Consider the following 18,821-nt stretch of genomic DNA (forward strand, 5'->3'; position numbering starts at 1 on the left):
GACGGTCAGTCGGTCAGACAGTCGGTCGGTCGGTCAGTACACGCTGTCCCGTTGGTCGGGCACGACGCTGCCGTCGGTGCGGCGGACCGGTTCGGCGGTGCCGTCGGGGGCGGTGTAGCCGGTGGTGGCGCAGGGGTAGGCGCTGGTCTTGGCCTTCTTCGGTTCGATGAACATCGGGTTGACGAGCCAGCGGCCGTCGCCGTTGTCGTAGGCGCGGCACATCAGTTCGTTCTTGTTGCGGTTGAGGACGAGCCGGAGGCCGGTGGCGTCGCGCAGGAAGGAGATGTCCGTGTCGGAGTCCCCGGCGGCGAGGACCTGGCGGCGGGCGGCGGGCTGGACGCGTTCGGCGGCGGGGCCGCGGACGCCGAAGATCTCCTGGTTGATCCAGCAGCGCTTGCCGTCGATGTAGGTGATCATCCGGTCCTCTCCGTCGCGGACGCTGCCGCAGCCCTTGAGGTGGCTGGTGAGGCGGCCGTGCTCGGTGGTGTTGCGGATGCCGACGGCGTGGTCGGGTGCGATGTCGACGCCCTGGGCCCACACGTCGACGACGGGCTCGGGTGAGGCGGAGACGATCCACACGTCGAAGCCGGAGGCCTTGAGGGCGCGGATCAGGTCGCGCTGCTGGGTGTAGTAGCGGACCCAGCCGGTGACCTTCGCGGTGCCGACCTGCTGGGTGGCGCCCTGCGGGGCGGCGAGGTTCTCGGCGCGGGCGGCGGCGGCGAAGGAGCGGACCTGGCGGCTGGTCCAGCCGTGCAGGAGCTGGGCGAGCCAGGCGTACTGCGGCTCGATGCGGCGGTGGTCGTACCCGTCGAAGGCCTTCTTCCCGGCGGTGGTGGTGCCGCTGCCGTAGACGGAGAGCAGTTCGTCGGCGCAGCCCGTGTCGGTGCTGGTGGGCAGGGTGCGGGCGTCGGCGGGGCAGGCCTCGCCGAGGGCGGCGGCGGCCTCGGGGGTGAGATAGCGGCTGGTGGTGGTCCAGTCGCCGTGGCGCGGGGGCCGTATGCGGTCGTTGCGGAGCAGCCAGTAGAAGGTGGCGTCGCCGACGTCGTTCTTGATGACGGTGTTGTCCCAGTCGAAGACGGCGACCGGCTTGTCGCCCTTCTGCCGGCAGTGGTCGGCCATCAGGCGTTCGAGGCGCGCCTTGTTGTCGCCGTACCAGCCCTCGGAGACGGTGAGGCCGGCGCAGTCGCGGGCCTGGTGGGGCTCGCGGGGCGTGGCCTGGGCGGTGCCCGCGGCGGGCAGCAGGCCGGTCGCGGCGAGGGCGAGGGCGGCCGCGACGGCGGGGGTGCGGAGCTTGTTGGTCATGAACACTCTCCTGGATGTACGCACGACAGCCGGGCGCCTCGCGACGCCCGGCTGTCGGGGGGATGGATGCGGGGTGAACGCTTAGAGCGGGGTCACGTACGCGCCGGAGATGCCGCCGTCGACGAGGAAGTCGGTGGCGTTGACGAAGGAGGAGTCGTCGCTGGCGAGGAAGGCGACCGCGGCGGCGATCTCCTCGGCCTCGGCGAAGCGGCCGACCGGGATGTGCACCAGGCGGCGCGCGGCGCGCTCCGGGTCCTTGGCGAACAGCTCCTGGAGCAGCGGGGTGTTGACGGGCCCCGGGCACAGCGCGTTGACGCGGATGCCCTCGCGGGCGAACTGGACGCCGAGTTCGCGGGACATGGCGAGCACGCCGCCCTTGGAGGCGGTGTACGAGATCTGGCTGGTGGCCGCGCCCATGATGGCGACGAAGGAGGCGGTGTTGATGATGGAGCCCTTGCCCTGGCGCCGCATGTACGGGAGGGCGGCCTTGCAGCAGAGGAAGACCGAGGTCAGGTTGACGTCCTGGACGCGCTTCCAGGCCTCCAGGCCGGTCTCCAGGATGGAGTCGTCGTCGGGGGGCGAGATGCCGGCGTTGTTGAAGGCGATGTCGACGGAGCCGTAGGTGTCGAAGGCGGTCTTGAACAGCGCCTCGACCTCCTCCGGGTCGGTGACGTCGACCTTGACGAAGGTGCCGCCGACCTCCTCGGCGGCGGCCTTGCCGGCCCGCTCGTCGATGTCGCCGCAGACCACGTTCGCGCCTTCGGCGGCGAGGCGGCGGGCGGTGGCGAGGCCGATGCCGCTGCCGGCTCCGGTGATGACGGCGGTACGGCCGACGAGGCGGCGGCAGATGGCGGGGGTCTGGGGGGAACCCCCAGGAGAGGTAACAGTTTCGGTGCTCACAGTGCGGGGCCCTCCGTGCTGATGAAGACGTTCTTGGTTTCGGTGAAGGCGGTCAGGGCGTCGGGTCCCAGTTCACGGCCGAGTCCGGACTGGCGGAAGCCGCCGAACGGGGTCCAGTAGCGGACGCTGGAGTGGGAGTTGACGGAGAGGTTGCCGGCCCGGACGGCGCGGGAGGCGCGCAGGGCGCGGCCGACGTCGCGGGTCCAGATCGAGCCGGACAGGCCGTACTCGGTGGCGTTGGCGAGGCGGATCGCGTCGGCCTCGTCCTCGAAGGGCAGGACGACGGCGACGGGGCCGAAGACCTCCTCGACGGCGCAGGGCGCGTCCTCGGGGAGGCCGGTGAGGACGGTGGGCGGGAACCAGAAGCCCGGGCCCTCGGGGGCCTTGCCGCGGATGACCTCGGCGTGCCCGGCGGCCCCCGCCGCCCCTTCTACGTAGCCGCGCACCCGGTCGAGCTGGGCGCGGGAGATGAGCGGGCCCATCTGGGTGCGCTCGTCGAGGGGGTCGCCGACGACGATCTCCTCGATGGCGGGGGTGAGGAGCTCCAGGAAGCGGTCGTAGACGCCGCGCTGGACGAGGATGCGGGTGCGGGCGCAGCAGTCCTGGCCGCTGTTGTCGAGGAAGGACATCGGGGTGGCCGCCACCGCGGCCTCCAGGTCCGCGTCGGCGAAGACGATGTTGGGGCTCTTGCCGCCGAGTTCGAGGGTGAGGCGCTTCACCTGGTCCGCGCAGCGGGCCATGATGGACTTGCCGACCCGGGTGGAGCCGGTGAAGACGATCTTGGCGATGCCGGGGTGTTCGACGAGCGCGTTCCCGGCGACCGGGCCCTCGCCGGGGAGTACCTGGAAGAGCCCTTCGGGGAGGCCCGCCTCCAGGGCGAGTTCGGCGAGCCGCAGCGCGGTGAGCGGGGTGGTCTCGGCGGGCTTGAGGATGACGGCGTTGCCGGCGGCGAGGGCGGGGGCGGTGGCCCAGGCGGCGATCGGCATGGGGAAGTTCCAGGGCGCGATGACGCCGACGACCCCGAGGGGTTCGAGGATCGTGACGTCGAGGCCGCCGGGGACGGGGATCTGGCGCCCGTTCAGGCGCTCCACTCCCCCGGCCGCGTAGTCGAGCAGGTCGCGGACGTTCCCGGCCTCCCAGCGGGCGTTGCCGAGGGTGTGGCCGGCCTCGCGTACCTCCAGGAGGGCGAGTTCCTCGACGTGGGTGTCGACGGCGGAGGCGAAGCGGCGCAGGATCCGGGCCCGCTCGGCGGGGGCCGCGGCGGCCCAGGAGCGCTGGGCGGCGGTGGCGCGGGTGACGGCGGCGTCCACGTCGGCCGGGGTGGCGGCGGGGACGGTGGCGACGACCTCCTCGGTCGCCGGGTTCAGTACCTGGAGCAAGTCTTTCCTCACATGCGTTCGAAGGAGCGGCGCAGTTCCCAGTCGGTGATGGCGGCGTCGTACGCGTCGAGTTCGACGCGGGCCATGTTGCGGTAGTGGGCGACGACCTCGGGGCCGAAGGCGGCCTTGGCGATCTCGCTGTTCTCCCAGAGCTCGGCGGCCTCCCGCAGGGTGGAGGGGACGTGCGCGTAGTCGCCGGTGTACGCGTTACCCGTACAGGCGTCCGGGAGTTCCAGGCGCTGCTCGATGCCGTGCAGTCCGGCGGCGATGAGTCCGGCGACGGCGAGGTAGGGGTTGACGTCGCCGCCGGGGAGGCGGTTCTCGAAGCGGGTGGAGCGGCCGTGGCCGACGACGCGCAGCGCGCAGGTGCGGTTGTCGTGGCCCCAGGCGACGGCGGTGGGGGCGAAGGAGCCCGGCTGGAACCGCTTGTAGGAGTTGATGTGGGGGGCGTAGAGGAGGGAGAAGTCGCGCAGGGCGGCGAGCTGTCCGGCGAGGAAGTGGCGCATGACGTCGGACATGCCCTCGCCCCCCTCCCCCGCCATGACGTTGTGGCCGGGCTGGTCGACGGCCTGGAGCGAGAGGTGGATGTGGCAGGAGTTGCCCTCGCGCTCGTTGTACTTGGCCATGAAGGTGAGCGAGCAACCCTCCTGGGCGGCGATCTCCTTGGCGCCGGTCTTGTAGACGGCGTGCTGGTCGCAGGTGACCAGGGCCTCGTCGTACTTGAAGGCGATCTCGTGCTGGCCGGGGTTGCACTCGCCCTTGGCTGACTCGACGATGAGCCCGGCGCCGGCCATCTCGTTGCGGATGCGGCGCAGCAGGGGTTCGACGCGCCCGGTGCCGAGGACGGAGTAGTCGATGTTGTACTGGTTGACCGGGGTGAGGCCGCGGTAGTTCGCGTCCCAGGCCTGCTCGTAGGTGTCCTTGAAGACGATGAACTCGAGCTCGGTGCCGACGTGGGCGGTGAAGCCGTGGGCGGCGAGGCGGTCGAGCTGGCGGCGGAGGATCTGCCGGGGGGCGGCGACGACCGGGCTGCGGTCGTTCCAGGCGAGGTCGGCCATGACCATCGCGGTGCCCTCGTTCCAGGGGACGCGGCGCAGGGTGGTGAGGTCGGGGTGCATGGCGAAGTCGCCGTAGCCACGGTCCCAGGACGACATCTCGTAGCCGTCGACGGTGTTCATCTCGGTGTCGACGGCCAGAAGATAGTTGCAGCCCTCGGTGCCGTGGTCGAGGACCTCGTCCAGGAAGAACGGTGCGGCGAACCGCTTGCCCTGGAGGCGTCCCTGCATGTCGGGGAAGGCCAGGACGACGGTGTCGATCTCGCCGCTCGCGACGAGGGCACGGAGCTCGTCGACGGCGAGCGGGGGTTTGCGGTCTGCCACGGGATTACTCCTCCTTGGGCCTGCCGGGAGCCATAAGGTATTGCTCAGGACCATTGCTTGGGAAGGGGAAACGGCGAGGTGGCGCAGATGAATGAATCCGCTGACCGGTTGACGCCGGTGCTGCGGCCGGTACGCGCGGGCAACGGCTTCGAGGAGGCGCTGGAGCAGATCCTGCAGATCGTCCGGCTCGGCCTGGTGCCCGGCGGGCAGCGCCTTCCGGCCGAGCGGGAGCTCGCGGACCGGATGGGGATCAGCCGGGTCACCCTGCGCGAGGTCCTGAAGGTGCTCCAGGAACAGGGCCTGGTGGAGAGCCGGCGCGGGCGGTACGGCGGCACCTTCGTGCTCCAGCGCCCGCAGACCTCGGACGAGGCGGAGCTGCGGCGCCGGATCGCGGCCGTCGACGTGGAGGACACACTGCGCTTCCGGGAGGTCCTGGAGGTCGGCGCGGCCGGCCTCTGCGCGGTCCACGGCCTGGACGACGGGGGTGCCGAGCGGCTGCGCACGGCGCTGGCCGCCACCCACGACGCCCCGCTCGGCGACTACCGGCGGCAGGACACGCTGCTCCACCTCACGCTCGCCGAGCTGTCCGGTTCGCCGACGCTGACCGCGCAGTACGCGGCGGTGCGCGCGACCGTCAACGACCTGCTCGACTGCATCCCGCTGCTCGTGCGCAACCTGGAGCACTCGCAGCACCAGCACACCGCGCTGGTGGAGGCGGTGCTCGACGGGGACGCGGACGCGGCGCGCGAGGTGATGCGGGAGCACTGCGGGGGGACGGCGGCGCTGCTGCGGGGGTTCCTGACCTGACGGCCGGGCCCGCCGCCCCCTTCACGTAACCCGAAAGTAACGCAGAGGGCTTGCGCTGCCCCTCCGGGCGACGCAAAGGTATGGCACCAATCCATTGGGACCCTTGCGGGGAGCTGACCGCCGCCATGACGTTGGACGACACCTCAGGCACGCCAGGCACCACAGGCACTCCAGGCACCACCAGCACGACCGGCACCACAGGAAAGAACACCGCGCCCGACGACTACCTGGAGCGGCGCACCCTGCGCCGCGGCAGCGCCGGCTGGCTGCTGCTCACCGGGCTCGGCGTCGCCTACGTCGTCTCCGGCGACTTCTCCGGCTGGAACATCGGGCTGTCCAAGGGCGGCTTCGGCGGCCTCGCGATCGCGACCGTCCTGATGGGCGCGATGTACGCGTGCCTCGTCTTCTCGCTCGCCGAACTCTCCGCCATCCTGCCCACCGCGGGCGGCGGCTACGGCTTCGCCCGGCGGGCGCTCGGCACCTGGGGCGGCTTCCTCACCGGCACGGCCATCCTCATCGAGTACGTCCTGGCGCCCGCCGCCATCTCGATCTTCATCGGCGACTACGTCGAGTCCCTCGGACTCTTCGGCCTGGAGTCGGGGTGGCCGGTCTACCTCGTCTGCTTCGCGCTCTTCATCGGCATCCACCTGTGGGGCGTGGGCGAGGCGCTGCGCTTCAGCCTGATCGTCACCGCCGTCGCGGTGGCGGCACTGCTGGTCTTCGCGCTCGGCGCGCTCAGCGACTTCCACGTCGACGGCCTGAACGACATCCCCGTCGACAAGGGGGCCGTCGGCTCCTCCTCCTGGCTGCCGTTCGGACTGCTCGGGATCTGGGCCGCGTTCCCCTTCGGCATGTGGTTCTTCCTCGGCGTCGAGGGCGTGCCGCTGGCCGCCGAGGAGGCCAAGGACCCGGTGCGCTCGATGCCGAGGGCGCTCGCCCTGTCCATGGGCATCCTGGTGCTGCTCGCCGTGGTGACCTTCTTCGCGGCCACCGGCGCGCGCGGCTCCGCCGCCCTCCAGGAGGCGGGCAACCCGCTGGTGGTGGCGCTGCAGGGCGACGGGGAGCCGACCGCGCTCAGCCGCTTCGTCAACTACGCGGGACTCGCGGGCCTGGTGGCCTCCTTCTTCTCGCTGATCTACGCGGGCTCCCGCCAGCTCTTCGCCCTGTCCCGGGCCGGCTACCTGCCCCGCTTCCTCTCCCTCACCAGCCGCCGCAAGTCGCCCTACCTGGGGCTGCTCATCCCAGGCGCCCTGGGTTTCGCGCTCGCCGCGGGCACCGGGAACGGGGCCCGGATGCTGAACATCGCGGTGTTCGGCGCCACCATCTCGTACGCCTTGATGGCGCTCTCCCACATCGTGCTGCGCCGCCGCGAACCCGGGCTCGCCCGGCCGTACCGCACCCCGGGCGGGATGGTCACCTCCTCGGTGGCCTTCGTCCTGGCGCTCTCGGCGCTCGTCGCGACCTTCCTGGTCGACAAGGACGCGGCCCTCATCGCCCTCGGGGTCTACGTGATCGCCCTCGCCTACTTCGCGTTCTACAGTCGCCACCACCTGGTGGCGAAGGCGCCGGAGGAGGAGTTCGCCGCGCTCGCGGCGGCCGAGGCGGAACTCGAACGCTGAGGCGGCGGCAGCGGTCCCGGCCGTCGCCGGGGCCGCTTCCGCCGCCACCTGGAATCCGTACCGGAGGAGAAGCCCATGCCCACGCCCAAGCCGCTCATCGGTGTGACGACCTATCTGGACCAGGCCCGTTGGGGGGTGTGGGACCTGCCCGCCGCGCTGCTGCCGGCCGCGTACCCGCGGCTCGTCCAGGCGAGCGGCGGTCTCGCCGTGATGCTGCCGCCCGACGATCCGGCGGTCGCGGCGGAGGCGGTGGCCCGGCTCGACGGCCTGGTGGTCGCGGGCGGCGCCGATGTCGAGCCGGTACGGTACGGGGCCGCGCCCGACCCCCGGACCGGCCCGCCCGCCCGGGCCCGGGACGGCTGGGAACTGGCCCTGATCGAGGCCGCCCTGGCCGCCGGCACCCCGGTGCTCGGCATCTGCCGGGGCATGCAGCTCCTCAACGTGGCCCTCGGCGGCACGCTCGTCCAGCACCTGGACGGGCACACGGAGGCGGTCGGCGTCATGGGCCGCCACCCGGTCGAGCCGGTCCCCGGCACCCTGTACGCCTCCCTCGTCCCCGAGCGGGCCGAGGTGCCGACCTACCACCACCAGTGCGTCGACATCCTCGGCAAGGGCCTGACCGCCTCCGCGCACGCGCTGGACGGCACCGTCGAGGCGGTCGAACTCGCCGGCCCCACCTGGGCGCTCGGGGTGCAGTGGCACCCCGAGATGGGCGAGGACCTGCGGGTGACGCGGGCGCTGGTGGCGGCGGCTAGGGCCCGCCGGACAGGCCCTAGCCGGCGGGGGTGACGCCGACGGAGGTGACGGCCCCGGCGGGCGTCCGGCCGCGCATGAGGACGGTGTAGAGGAGCGCCGACACCACCATGCCGGCGGGCAGGGCCAGGTCCACTCCCCCGAGGGCGTGGGCGACGGGGCCGGTGTACGCGGTGTCGACGCACAGCGCCGCCGCGACGGCGCCGCCGACCACGGCCACGGCGCCCGCCGGGTTGACGCCCGCCGCGTACCAGAACGCGCTGTCCCGGCTCTCGTCCATGAGCGCGCGGCCGTCGTACCGGTTGCGGCGCAGCAGGATGTCGGCCGCGTAGACGGTCATGGCGGGGCCGAGCAGGATGACGGTGAGCTCCAGGACGTTGCTGACCGTGTCCAGGAAGTTGGAGACGAGCAGCGCGTACAGGGTGAGGGCGACCGCGACGGTGCCGTCGGCGAGCACGCTGAGCGAGCGCCGTACGCGGAGCCCGACCGCCTGCAGGGCGAGGCCCGCGCTGTAGGCGGTCATCGCGTTGATGGCGATCGTGCCGAGGACCAGCGAGAGCAGGAAGACCGGGGTGAACCAGCCCGGCAGCATCGCCTCCAGGGCGGTCTGCGGGTCGGTCATGTCGACGACGGTCGCGGCGAGAGCGCCCAGCGAACAGACCACGATGCTGGGCAGGAAGCCGCCGAGCGCGGTCCATCCGATGACCGCCCGCTTCGAGGTGGTGGCCGGCAGATAGCGGGAGAAGTCGGCGCTCGTCGTGTACGAGAGGGGGCCCGAGGCGATGAGGGTGACGCCCCCGATCACGGTGGCCCACAGGTCGACGCCGGTCAGCGGGGCGTCGGGCGTGTAGCCGAAGTCCGCGTGCCGCAGCACCGCGTAGCCGACGACACCGAAGGCGGCGGTCAGCGCGAGGGTGATCGGCAGGTAGAGCCGGATGATGAGGGCGTGCCCGTAGACGCCGATGGTGAGCGTCGCGGCGGCGATGACCAGGACCACGACGATCTTGACGCCGGTGCCCGCGTGGAGACCGGCCTTCTCGACGAGGGCGAAGGCGGCGCCGGCCGCGGCGGCCAGGTTCAGGGCGAAGTAGCAGACCGAGATCATCCAGCCGGTGACGGCGTTGTTCACGCGGTTGCCGCGCACGCCGTACATGGCCCGGGTGATGACCTCGCTGGGCGCTCCGGCGGCCGGCCCCGAGACCGCGAGCACCCCCGTGAGCAGCCAGAACAGATTGCCCACGACGATCACCGCGAGGGCCTGCCAGAGGCTGAGCCCCATGAGGACGAGGGCGCCGCCGACGACCAGGCTGAGGTAGTTCACGTTGGCCGCGGCCCAGACGGAGAAGAGCTCGCGGGGATGCCCGTGGCGCTCGTCCTCGGGGATGTGGTCGATGCCGTGGGACTCGACGCGGGTGGGCCGGTCCGTGGCCGGCCGCGCGGCGGGGGCGCTGGCGGCCGGGTCGGGGAACGTCGAAGCCATGCGGCCCTCCGGGGAACGTGTCGTGCACACCTGGTTGCTTATTGGTCGCACACTCAATAGCATCGTCCGTATGCCGTCAAGCGTTCAGCGCACACGAGTTCGCAAAACCCCCGAGGCCCGGCGGGCCGAGATCGTGGAGACCGCGGCCCGGGTCGCCCTGACCGAGGGCCTCGAATGCGTCACCCTGCGACGCATAGCCGAAGAGCTCTCCGTACGACCCGGGCTGATCAGCCACTACTTCCCCTCCGCGGAGGAACTGGTGGCCGAGGCCTTCGCCGTCGCGGCCCTCGGCGAGCTCGACTCCCTGCTGCCCGCCGACCGCCCCGACGGCACGCCCACGCGGTACCTCGCGCGCTACTTCGCCCTCTCCACGGGCGAGGCCTACGACGACATCAGCCGCCTGTGGATCAACGCCCGCCACCTCAGCCGCTACCGTCCCGTCCTCCGCGACCGGGTCGCCGAGATGGAACTCGCCTCCGACGAGCGCCTGGAGACCCTCATCCGCGAGGGCGTCGAACGCGGCGAGTTCCACACGGACGACCCGCGCGCCACGGCCATCCAGATCCTCGTCGTCCTCGACGGCCTCGGCGCCCACGCGAACACCGACCACACCGACCGCCCGGCGACGGTGACCCGCATGGCCGTCACGACGGCGGAACGGGAACTGGGGCTGGAACGGGGGGCGCTGGACGCCGAGACGAGCTGAGCCACCCGGCCACCCGGCGACCCACCCCTGCTCCCACCTCCCCAGCCGCCCCTCCCTCCTTCCTTCCCTCCTACCGCCCTCCCCCTCCCCCTCCCCCTCCCCCTCCCCCTCCCTCCCTGGAGCCCCTGTGCGCACCCGTCTCGTCCTGTCCTCCGCCCGGCTGCTCGACCCGGGTACCGGCACGTTCCTGCCGCAGACCGCGCTCGCCGTGTCGGAGAACGGACGGATCGCGGCGCTCGGCGACGACCGGGAGATCCGCGGGCTCGCGGACGCGGGGACCGAGGTGGTCGACCTGAAGGGCGCGGTGGTCACGGCCGGGCTCGTGGACGGACATCTGCACCCCGTCAGCGGGTCCGAACTGACCCACGGGCTCGACCTGTCGCACTGCGCGGACGTGGCCGACGTGCGGGAGGCGCTCGCGGCGGCGGTACGGGAACTCGGGCGCGGCGACTGGCTGTTCGGGTGGGGGCTCGACCCGAACGTCTTCGGTGACGTTCCCGCGGGCATCGCCCCGTTCGACGCCGTACTCGACGGGATCCCGGCCTTCCTGCTGCTCTTCGACGCGCATTCGGCGCTGGCGAGCCGCCGGGCGCTGGAGCTCGCGGGGGTGGACGGACCGCGCGTGTTCGACCAGGCTTCCGCGGAGGTCGTCTGCGACGAGCACGGGCGCCCCACCGGGCTGCTCCTGGAGGACGCGGCGTGCGAGCTGGTCGAGCGGGTCGCTCCGCAGCCCACGCGGGAGGAGCGGCGGGACCGGCTCGCCGCGGCGCTGCGCGCGATGGCGGCGGCCGGGCTGACCGGCGGGCACGTGATGGACGCGAACGGCGAGAGCCTCGCGTTGCTGGCCGAGCTCGACGCGGCGGGCGAGCTGCCGCTGCGGCTGCGGGTGGCGCCCTGGTGCCAGCCGGGTACGGACGCGCAGGGCGTGCGGGAGCTGATCGCCCAGCAGGGGACGGGCGGTGCGCTGTGGCGGGTGGACGGCGTGAAGCTGTTCATGGACGGCACGATCGACAACGGCACGGCGTGGCTGGAACGGCCCGACTGTCACGGGGAGTCCACGCACGCGTTCTGGCCTGATCCGGCCGCGTACACGCACATCATCGGCGAGCTGCACCGGGCCGGGGTGCCGACGGCGACGCACGCGATCGGCGACGCGGCGGTACGGCACGCGCTGGACGCGGTGGAGAAGGCGGCGGCTTCGGGCGGGCGTGCGGTACGGCACCGGGTCGAGCACATCGAGACGGTGCCGGACGACACGCTGCACCGCTTCGCGGAGCTGGGCGTGCTGGCCTCGATGCAGCCCACGCACTGCTGCGACTTCACGCGGGCGGACCACACCGACAACTGGTCGCGGCGGCTGGGCGAGGAGCGCGCGTCGCGGGCGTGGCGCTGCCGCGACCTGTGGGAGTCGGGGGCCACGGTGGTCCTGGGCTCGGACTGGCCGATCGCCCCGTTCCCGCCGCTGGGCGTGATGGCCGGCGCCCGCCACCGCCGCCCGAGCCGCGACCTGACCCAGCCGCCGCACGGCCCGGAACAGGCGCTGACGGGCCTGGAGGCGCTGCGCGCGATGACGGTGAACGCGGCCTACGCGTCGAACGAGGAACACGAGGCGGGCCGCGTCACGGTGGGCCACCGCGCCGACCTGACGGTCCTGGCCGCCGACCCCCTGACGACCCCGCCGACCGACCTGCCGGACCTGCCGGTCCTCCTGACGACGGTGAACGGCCGCGTGACGTTCCGGTCGGAGCGGACGGGCTGAGACGGGGCCGCCCTCTCCCCGCCTCCCCCTACCCCCCCGGCCGCGCCCGCGTCAGCGACAGCAGGTCGCGGGCCGGGCCCGTCGGGCGGTGGCCGGTGGGCCAGACGGCTCGGAGGTCTCGGCGGAGGAGGGCGTCGGCTACGGGGATGGCGACCAGGCGGCGGGAGGCGAGTTCTTCGGTGAGGGCCAGTTCGCTCAGGACGGCGGGGCCCGCGCCCGAGACGGCCGCCGCCTTCACCGCGGTCGTGGAGGCGAGTTCGAGGAGGGGCTGGGCCAGGCCGCCGTGGCCGGCGAGGGCCGCGTCGAGGACCTGGCGGGTGCCGGAGCCGCGTTCGCGCAGGACGAGCGGGGTCACGGCGAGCTCCGCCGGGTCGAGGGGCTTGCGGCGCCGGGCCCACGGGTGGGAGGGCGCGGTGACGACGGTGAGCCGGTCGTGGGCGATGACCGCACCGTCCAGGCCCTCCGGTATGGCCAGGCCTTCCACGAAGCCCAGGTCCGCCTCTCCCGAGAGCAGCCGGTCGGCGACGGCCGCGGAGTTGCCGGCCTGGAGGGACACGGCGGTGTCGGGCCGGTCGGCGCGCAGGGCGATGAGCCAGCCGGGCAGCAGGTACTCGGCGATGGTCATGGACGCGGCGACCCGCAGCCGCGAGTCCCGGCGCCCCCGCAGCGCCTGCACGCCCGCGTCGAAGGCCTCCGAGGCCTCGACGATGCGCCGCGCCCAGTCCGTCACGAGCGCCCCCGCGTCGGTGAGCCGCGACCCGCGCGGCGATCGGTCGACGAGGGCGACGCCCAGCTGGCGTTCCATCGAGCGGATGCGGCTGCTGGCGGCGGGCTGGGTGATGCCGACGTCCCGGGCGGCCCGGCCGAGGCTGCCGTGCCGGGCCACCGCGAGGAGCAGTTCGAGCGCGCCGAGGTCGGGGACCCGGTGGGACAGGGGGTGTGGGATGTCGCTCGGCTCGCTGCTCATAAAGCCAGCTTATGGGCTCATAGCCACGATGTCCCTGGTGGGGGGCGTGCGCCGGGGGGAAGGTCGAGACATGGCAACAATCGCTCCCTCCCGGTCGGTCCCCGCCGCCGCCACCCCCGGCGCCCGGTGGACCTCTGTCCGTCACCTCGGCCCCAACTGGTACGCCGCGGTCATGGGCACCTCCATCGTCGGCACCGCGGGAGCGACCCTCCCGGTGGACGTCCCCGGTCTGCGGACCGTCTGCACCGCGGTGTGGGCGCTGTCCCTGGTGATGCTGGTGACGCTGCTCGGCGCCCGGTCGCTGCACTGGCTCCACCACCGCGACCAGGCCCGCGCCCACCTCCTCGACCCGGCGGTGGCCCCGTTCTACGGCTGCCTGTCGATGGCGCTGCTCGCGGTCGGCGGCGGCGCGATGGTCGTGGGCCGGGACTGGATCGGGCTGTCGGCGGCCCTCGCTCTCGACAGCGTGCTGTTCAGCGTCGGCACGGTGATCGGCCTGGCGGCCGCGGCGGGGATCCCGTACCTGATGGTGGCCCGCCACCGCGTCGAGAGCGCGTCGCCCGCCTGGCTGCTGCCCGTCGTCGCCCCCATGGTCTCGGCCGCCGTCGGCCCGCTGCTCGTGCCCCATGTGGCGGCCGGGCAGGCCCAGGAGACGCTGCTGCTGCTCTGTTACGCGATGTTCGGCGTCAGCCTGCTGGCGACCCTGGTCATGCTGCCGCTGGTCTTCGGGCGGCTGGTCACCGGCGCCCCGCTGCCCCTGGCGCTGACTCCCACGCTGTTCCTGGTCCTCGGGCCCCTGGGCCAGTCGACGACCGCCGCCAACAAGTTCGCCGACGCCGCCCAGGGCGTGCTGCCCGCCTCGTACGCCCACGGCTTCACCGCCTTCGCGGTCCTGTACGGCGTGCCCGTCATGGGCTTCGCGCTGCTGTGGCTGGTGTTCGCGGGCGCTCTGGTGGCCCGGGCGCGCCGGCAGGGCATGGGGTTCGCGATGACCTTCTGGGCCTTCACCTTCCCCGTCGGCACCTGCGTGACGGGTGCCGAGGGCCTGGCCCAGCACACGGGGCTCGCCCTGTTCCGCTGGCTGGCGGTCGGGCTGTACGCGCTGCTGATCGCCGCCTGGCTGGTGGCGGCGGTCCACACGGTGCGCGGGCTGTTCAGCGGAGCGCTGCTCGCAGCACCCGGGGCGCCTCGGCCAGTGACGGCCCGTACCAGGTGAGATGACGCCCGTCGACGAGCGCGGCGACGGCCCCGGGGAACGCCTCGGGGCCGTCCTCGTGTGTGAAGCGGTACGGCTCGTCGGGCAGGACGACCAGCTCGGGCGCCAGGGCGTTGAGCTCGTCGACCGGGACGCGCGGGTAGCGCTCGGGATGCCCGGCGCAGAGGTTGACGACGCCGAGCCGGGCGAGGAGGTCGCCGGCGAAGGTGTCGCGGCCGAGCACCATCCAGGGGCGGCGCCAGACGGGTACGACGGCGGTACGGGGCGGCTCGTCCGGGGTCACGGCGGCCCAGGCGGCCTCGGCCGCGTCCAGCCAGCCGGGCCGGGTGCGTACCCCGCAGGCGGTGAGGACCCGGTCGAGCTCGGTGAAGGCCTGGTCGAGGGTGCGGATCCCGGTGACGAGGACGTCGAGCCCGGCGGCGCGCAGGGCGTCGAGGTCCTGGGCCCGGTTCTCCTCCTCGTTGGCGATCACCAGGTCGGGGCGGAGGGCGGCGACGGCGGCCGTGTCGGGGTTCTTGGTGCCGCCGATCCGCACCGCGCCGCCCAGGTCCGCGGGGTGGGTACACCAGTCGGTGACGGCGGCCAGCGTGCCGGGCGGCGTGGAGACGGCGACGGCCTCGGTGAGCGAGGGGACGAGCGAGACCACCCGCGGCCCGCTCATGCCTCCGCGGCCTCGATGTGGTCGGCGACGGAGACGAAGACCAGCCGGGTCCCGGGGAGGGTGGCCCGCCAGCGGTGGCGCACCCCGCCGGAGAGGTAGAGGGTGTCGCCGCGCCCCAGGCGGTAGGCGCGGCCTTCGGCCTCGATCTCGGCGGCGCCGTCGGCCACGTACAGCAACTCGTCGTTGCGGTGCAGGAATTCGCGGCCCGCGTCCTGCTCGCCGGTGAACTCCAGGGCCTGGAGCTGGTGTCGGCCGCGGACCAGCGGCCGGACGCCCGGCGGCATCTCCCACAGCTCCTCGTCGGAGCGGACGACGTCCACGGTGCGGGCGGCCTCGGCGGCGGCGAGGAGCTCGGCCGCGGTGGTCTCCAGGGCCGCGGCGACCAGCTGGAGCGAGCGGTCGCTGGGGCGGGCCCGCTCGTTCTCGACCTGGCTGAGGAAGGGTACGGACAGGCCGCTGCGCTGCGCGACGACGGCCAGCGTGAGCTGGAGCGCCCGGCGGCGCCTTTTGACGGCCACGCCCACGCGCAGCGATTCCTTGTCGTCCATGTCGGCCCCCTCCCTCGTGTCTCGTGCCTTACGCGTACTGGTCGGTTAACTGAACCTTACGCAGCTTTGGGCCGGGGTTTCGCGTCGTGGCGAAAAGGGGTGGTCGCCGAACACGCTCGGCGACCACCCCTTTTCGGACAGGAGTCGTTTCGGTGGGTTACTGCGGCGCGAGCCGCTCCGCGACACCCGGGTTCCGGTCGAGCCAGGTGCGCACGGCGTCCTGCTCCTTGCCCTTGCCGGTCTCCTGGATGACGGCCTCCAGGCCGGTGAGCTCCTTCTCGCTGAGCTTGAACTTCTTCAGCCAGGCGGCGACCTCGGGGTTCTCGGCGCCGAAGCCCTTGCGGGCGAGGGTGTGGACGCCGTCTCCCTTGCCCCAGGCGCCCTGGGGGTCCTTGAGCTTCTTGAGGTCGTAGGTGGAGTAGGCCCAGTGCGGCGACCAGAGGGTGACCGCGATCGGCTCCTTCTTGGCGTACGCGCGCTTGAGTTCGGCCAGCATGCCGGAGGTGGAGCCGTCGACGACCTTGTACTCGCCGTCCAGGCCGTACTGCTTGAGCACCTTGTCGTTGAGGATGCCCATCATTCCGGCGCTCGGCTCGATGCCGACGATCCGGCCCTTGAACTCCCCGCCCCGGCCCTTGAGGTCGGCGAGGGAGTTCACGTCCTTCATGTACGAGGGGACGGTGAGCTCCAGGGAGGTGGGGCCGTACCAGGAGCCGAGGTCCTCCAGCTTGTTCCGGTACTTCTCCCAGTACTGGGCGTGGGTGACGGGCAGCCAGGCGTCGGTCTGGAAGTCGATCTGGCCGCCGGCCAGGCCGGTGTAGAGCGCGCCGGCCTCCAGCTGCTTGGTGTCGACCTCGTAGCCGCGCCGCTCCAGGAGCTCCTTCCAGAGGAAGGTGGAGGCGATGCCCTCGTCCCACGGGATGTAGCCGAGGCTGATCTTCTTGCCGTGGCCGGTGTTCGCGCCGGACGCGGCGGTGGAGGAGGCGCCGCCGCTGCCGAGGAAGCCCATGCCGCCGGCGACGAGCGCGAGGACGACGACGCCGACGAGGGCGGTGACGGGCTGCGGGCGGTGGTCCCAGAGGCGCGCGCCGGCGCGGGCGGCGCTCGCCGCGCGGGCCTTGGCGAGGGCGCGGCGGCCCAGCGGGGAGACCTGGCGGCCGAGCGCGCCGGTCATCCGGTCGAGGTACATGGCCAGGATGACGATGGAGATGCCGGCCTCGAAGCCCAGACCGATGTCGACGTTGCCGATGGCGCGGTAGACGGCGCCGCCGAGCCCGCCGCCGCCGACCATGCCGGCGATGACGACCATGGACAGGCCGAGCATGATCACCTGGTTGACGCCGGCCATGATCGTGGGCAGCGCGAGCGGCAGCTGGACCCGCAGCAGGGTGTTGCGCGGGGTGGTGCCGAAGGCTTCGGCGGCCTCGACGAGCTCGCCGTCGACCTGGCGGATGCCGAGCTCGGTCATGCGGACGCCGGGCGGCAGCGCGAAGACGATGGTGGCGATGATGCCGGGGACCACGCCGACGCCGAAGAAGATGATGCCGGGGATGAGGTAGACCATCGCCGGCATGGTCTGCATGAAGTCCAGGACCGGGCGCAGCACGGCGCTGACGGTCTTGGAGCGGGCGGCCCAGATGCCGAGCGGGACGGCGATGACGAGGGTGACGAGGGTGGCGACGAGCACCAGCGAGAGGGTCGACATGGCGTCGTCCCACAGCTCGATGGAGTCGACGAGGGCGAAGCCCGCGAAGGCGAGGACGCCCGCGGTCAGCCCGCGCAGCCACCAGGCGACGATCGCGAGGATGCCCGCGAAGAGCAGCGGCTGGGGTGCCGAGAGGACGGCGTCGATGCCGTCGTAGAGACCGGTGACGACGGTGGTGATGGCGTCGAAGAGCCAGGACAGCTGGGCCTGGAGCCAGTCGACGGTGCTGTCGACCCACTCGCCGAGGGGGAGCCTAGGCACGGGCGGTCACCTCCTGACCGGTGAGGCTTCCCATGGCCGCCAGGAGACGTTCCTGCGGTACGACTCCGAGGACGGTGCCGTCGGCGTCCTCGACGGCCACGGGGTGCGGGGCCAGCGCGGAGACGGCGCACAGGTCGGCGAGGAGCGTGTCGGGCGTCACGGCGCGGCAGGAGCAGTCGGCCGGGCAGTCGCCGGGGGCGACGGCGCCGTCGGTCATGACGGCGGCGGCGGTGAGCACCCGGGTGCGGTCGACGTCCTGGATGAAGGAGGCGACGTAGTCGTCGGCGGGGCGGACCAGGATGTCCTCGGCGGTGCCGAGCTGGACGATCCGGCCGTCGCGCATGACGGCGATGCGGTCGCCGAGGCGCATGGCCTCGTTGAGGTCGTGGGTGATGAAGACGATGGTCTTCTTCAGCTTCTGCTGGAGCACCAGCAGCTGGTCCTGCATGTCGCGGCGGATCAGCGGGTCGAGCGCGCTGAACGACTCGTCCATGAGCAGCAGGTCGGCGTCGGTCGCGAGGGCGCGGGCCAGGCCGACGCGCTGCTGCATGCCGCCGGAGAGCTCGTCGGGCCAGGAGGTCTCCCAGCCGCCGAGCCCGCACAGTTCGAGGGCCTCGGCGGCGCGCTTCTCGCGCTCGGCGCGCGGGACGCCCTGGACCTCCAGGCCGTAGGCGGCGTTCTCCAGGACGCTGCGGTGCGGGAAGAGCGCGAAGTGCTGGAAGACCATGCTGATCTTCCGGGAGCGGACGGCGCGCAGTTCCCGGGGCGAGAGCGCCGTCAGGTCGGCGCCGTCGTACAGGACGCGGCCCGCGGTGGGTTCCAGCAGGCCGTTGAGCATGCGGAGGAGGGTGGACTTGCCCGAGCCCGAAAGACCCATGACCACGAAGATCTGGCCGGGTTCGACGGTGAAGGAGGCGTCGACGACGGCCGCCGTGGTGCCGGCGGCGCGCAGGGCGTCGCGGTCGGCGGCACCCTCCGCGGCGGCGAGCTTGCGGACGGCTTCATCGGGTCGCCTGCCGAAGACCTTGAACAGGTGGTCGGCTTGGAGCCTGGACACATACACCTCACGGGTAGCAACGAAAAACGGCCCGCCACCCCCGCAGCAGCCGGGCCGTGGAACGGGGCGGGTTCTGTCCGCTCGGCCCGTCGCGTACGGCATCCGACGCCCTGAGGCCTCGCATCCCGCACCGGGTCCGCTCCGGGCTCGCGCCTGCCCCGGCCCTCGGGGGGCAAACGCGAAGGTGACGGGGGTCACGTGGGGGCGGGGGAACCGGCGGCGGCGGTGGGGGTGCCTTGGTCGGTTGCGGGGGACGCCCGGCTGAAGCCGGGGCCGGTGCCGGGGGGATGTCAGCGGGGTGCGGCATGATCGGGGGGTGACG

16 protein-coding genes are annotated in these 18,821 nt (G+C 72.9%); 6 read left to right on the forward strand and 10 right to left on the reverse strand.

Features of this window, described 5'->3' with window-relative positions:
• Positions 1-33: 33 nt before the first annotated feature.
• The 4 genes from ACZ3ZE_RS31880 to ACZ3ZE_RS31895 all read right to left on the reverse strand — a co-directional run bounded on the left by ACZ3ZE_RS31880 (position 34) and on the right by ACZ3ZE_RS31895 (position 4,960).
• On the reverse strand, positions 34-1,302 hold the full coding sequence (locus tag ACZ3ZE_RS31880) for a haloacid dehalogenase-like hydrolase (RefSeq protein ID WP_363291372.1): 1,269 nt from the start codon (positions 1,300-1,302) through the stop codon (positions 34-36).
• Positions 1,303-1,383: 81 nt separating this feature from the next.
• Positions 1,384-2,202 carry a 3-oxoacyl-ACP reductase gene (locus ACZ3ZE_RS31885; protein ID WP_361169675.1) on the reverse strand — a complete coding sequence of 273 codons (819 nt, stop codon included), beginning with the start codon at positions 2,200-2,202 and terminating at the stop codon, positions 1,384-1,386.
• Positions 2,199-3,581: an aldehyde dehydrogenase family protein gene (locus tag ACZ3ZE_RS31890; protein WP_361623375.1), complete on the reverse strand. Its 1,383-nt coding sequence runs from the start codon at positions 3,579-3,581 to the stop codon at positions 2,199-2,201. The genes ACZ3ZE_RS31885 and ACZ3ZE_RS31890 overlap by 4 nt, the downstream gene beginning before the upstream one ends.
• An 8-nt stretch (positions 3,582-3,589) precedes the next feature.
• Complete coding sequence (locus ACZ3ZE_RS31895) at positions 3,590-4,960, reverse strand: glutamine synthetase family protein (protein WP_361169681.1); 1,371 nt, start codon at positions 4,958-4,960, stop codon at positions 3,590-3,592.
• Between the two features lie 87 nt (positions 4,961-5,047).
• On the opposite strand from ACZ3ZE_RS31895, the gene ACZ3ZE_RS31900 reads away from it, so the two are divergent.
• From ACZ3ZE_RS31900 to ACZ3ZE_RS31910, 3 genes are all read left to right on the forward strand, one after another.
• On the forward strand, positions 5,048-5,767 hold the full coding sequence (locus tag ACZ3ZE_RS31900; RefSeq protein ID WP_361169684.1) for a FadR/GntR family transcriptional regulator: 720 nt from the start codon (positions 5,048-5,050) through the stop codon (positions 5,765-5,767).
• 125 nt (positions 5,768-5,892) lie between these two features.
• Positions 5,893-7,386: an ethanolamine permease gene (eat, locus tag ACZ3ZE_RS31905; RefSeq protein ID WP_361623372.1), complete on the forward strand. Its 1,494-nt coding sequence runs from the start codon at positions 5,893-5,895 to the stop codon at positions 7,384-7,386.
• A 75-nt stretch (positions 7,387-7,461) separates the two neighbouring features.
• On the forward strand, positions 7,462-8,175 hold the full coding sequence (locus tag ACZ3ZE_RS31910; RefSeq protein WP_361169690.1) for a gamma-glutamyl-gamma-aminobutyrate hydrolase family protein: 714 nt from the start codon (positions 7,462-7,464) through the stop codon (positions 8,173-8,175).
• Here the strand turns inward: ACZ3ZE_RS31910 and ACZ3ZE_RS31915 are convergent.
• On the reverse strand, positions 8,159-9,619 hold the full coding sequence (locus ACZ3ZE_RS31915) for a purine-cytosine permease family protein (RefSeq protein ID WP_467261606.1): 1,461 nt from the start codon (positions 9,617-9,619) through the stop codon (positions 8,159-8,161). The genes ACZ3ZE_RS31910 and ACZ3ZE_RS31915 overlap by 17 nt on opposite strands.
• Positions 9,620-9,689: 70 nt before the next feature.
• On the opposite strand from ACZ3ZE_RS31915, the gene ACZ3ZE_RS31920 reads away from it, so the two are divergent.
• Complete coding sequence (locus ACZ3ZE_RS31920; protein WP_467261608.1) at positions 9,690-10,325, forward strand: TetR/AcrR family transcriptional regulator; 636 nt, start codon at positions 9,690-9,692, stop codon at positions 10,323-10,325.
• Between the two features lie 127 nt (positions 10,326-10,452).
• Positions 10,453-12,084 carry an amidohydrolase gene (locus ACZ3ZE_RS31925; protein ID WP_467261610.1) on the forward strand — a complete coding sequence of 544 codons (1,632 nt, stop codon included), beginning with the start codon at positions 10,453-10,455 and terminating at the stop codon, positions 12,082-12,084.
• Between the two features lie 28 nt (positions 12,085-12,112).
• Here ACZ3ZE_RS31925 and ACZ3ZE_RS31930 read toward each other — a convergent pair whose 3' ends face one another.
• Complete coding sequence (locus ACZ3ZE_RS31930; RefSeq protein WP_361169702.1) at positions 12,113-13,051, reverse strand: LysR family transcriptional regulator; 939 nt, start codon at positions 13,049-13,051, stop codon at positions 12,113-12,115.
• Positions 13,052-13,121: 70 nt separating this feature from the next.
• On the opposite strand from ACZ3ZE_RS31930, the gene ACZ3ZE_RS31935 reads away from it, so the two are divergent.
• Positions 13,122-14,267 carry a TDT family transporter gene (locus ACZ3ZE_RS31935; RefSeq protein WP_467261612.1) on the forward strand — a complete coding sequence of 382 codons (1,146 nt, stop codon included), beginning with the start codon at positions 13,122-13,124 and terminating at the stop codon, positions 14,265-14,267.
• Here the strand turns inward: ACZ3ZE_RS31935 and ACZ3ZE_RS31940 are convergent.
• The 4 genes from ACZ3ZE_RS31940 to ACZ3ZE_RS31955 all read right to left on the reverse strand — a co-directional run bounded on the left by ACZ3ZE_RS31940 (position 14,206) and on the right by ACZ3ZE_RS31955 (position 18,499).
• The gene (locus tag ACZ3ZE_RS31940; protein WP_361169707.1) at positions 14,206-14,928 is read right to left on the reverse strand and encodes a helical backbone metal receptor; all 723 of its coding nucleotides are present in this window, start codon (positions 14,926-14,928) and stop codon (positions 14,206-14,208) included. The genes ACZ3ZE_RS31935 and ACZ3ZE_RS31940 overlap by 62 nt on opposite strands.
• Complete coding sequence (locus ACZ3ZE_RS31945) at positions 14,925-15,476, reverse strand: helix-turn-helix domain-containing protein (protein WP_361169709.1); 552 nt, start codon at positions 15,474-15,476, stop codon at positions 14,925-14,927. The genes ACZ3ZE_RS31940 and ACZ3ZE_RS31945 overlap by 4 nt, the downstream gene beginning before the upstream one ends.
• A gap of 157 nt (positions 15,477-15,633) precedes the next feature.
• Positions 15,634-17,442: an ABC transporter permease/substrate binding protein gene (locus tag ACZ3ZE_RS31950; protein WP_361169712.1), complete on the reverse strand. Its 1,809-nt coding sequence runs from the start codon at positions 17,440-17,442 to the stop codon at positions 15,634-15,636.
• Positions 17,435-18,499 carry a quaternary amine ABC transporter ATP-binding protein gene (locus tag ACZ3ZE_RS31955; protein ID WP_361169715.1) on the reverse strand — a complete coding sequence of 355 codons (1,065 nt, stop codon included), beginning with the start codon at positions 18,497-18,499 and terminating at the stop codon, positions 17,435-17,437. Before ACZ3ZE_RS31955 ends, ACZ3ZE_RS31950 begins: the two co-directional genes overlap by 8 nt.
• Between the last annotated feature and the right edge of the window lie 322 nt (positions 18,500-18,821).

This window comes from Streptomyces sp. NPDC023157 (genome assembly GCF_055560575.1).

Excerpts from the sequence above, each read along its gene's own strand:
- ACZ3ZE_RS31880 (WP_363291372.1), bottom strand. The coding sequence starts at position 1,302 with ATGACCAACAAGCTCCGCACCCCCGCCGTCGCGGCCGCCCTCGCCCTC.
- ACZ3ZE_RS31900 (WP_361169684.1), top strand. The coding sequence starts at position 5,048 with ATGAATGAATCCGCTGACCGGTTGACGCCGGTGCTGCGGCCGGTACGC.
- eat (WP_361623372.1), top strand. The coding sequence starts at position 5,893 with ATGACGTTGGACGACACCTCAGGCACGCCAGGCACCACAGGCACTCCA.
- ACZ3ZE_RS31910 (WP_361169690.1), top strand. The coding sequence starts at position 7,462 with ATGCCCACGCCCAAGCCGCTCATCGGTGTGACGACCTATCTGGACCAG.
- ACZ3ZE_RS31915 (WP_467261606.1), bottom strand. The coding sequence starts at position 9,619 with ATGGCTTCGACGTTCCCCGACCCGGCCGCCAGCGCCCCCGCCGCGCGG.
- ACZ3ZE_RS31920 (WP_467261608.1), top strand. The coding sequence starts at position 9,690 with ATGCCGTCAAGCGTTCAGCGCACACGAGTTCGCAAAACCCCCGAGGCC.
- ACZ3ZE_RS31930 (WP_361169702.1), bottom strand. The coding sequence starts at position 13,051 with ATGAGCAGCGAGCCGAGCGACATCCCACACCCCCTGTCCCACCGGGTC.
- ACZ3ZE_RS31935 (WP_467261612.1), top strand. The coding sequence starts at position 13,122 with ATGGCAACAATCGCTCCCTCCCGGTCGGTCCCCGCCGCCGCCACCCCC.
- ACZ3ZE_RS31940 (WP_361169707.1), bottom strand. The coding sequence starts at position 14,928 with ATGAGCGGGCCGCGGGTGGTCTCGCTCGTCCCCTCGCTCACCGAGGCC.
- ACZ3ZE_RS31945 (WP_361169709.1), bottom strand. The coding sequence starts at position 15,476 with ATGGACGACAAGGAATCGCTGCGCGTGGGCGTGGCCGTCAAAAGGCGC.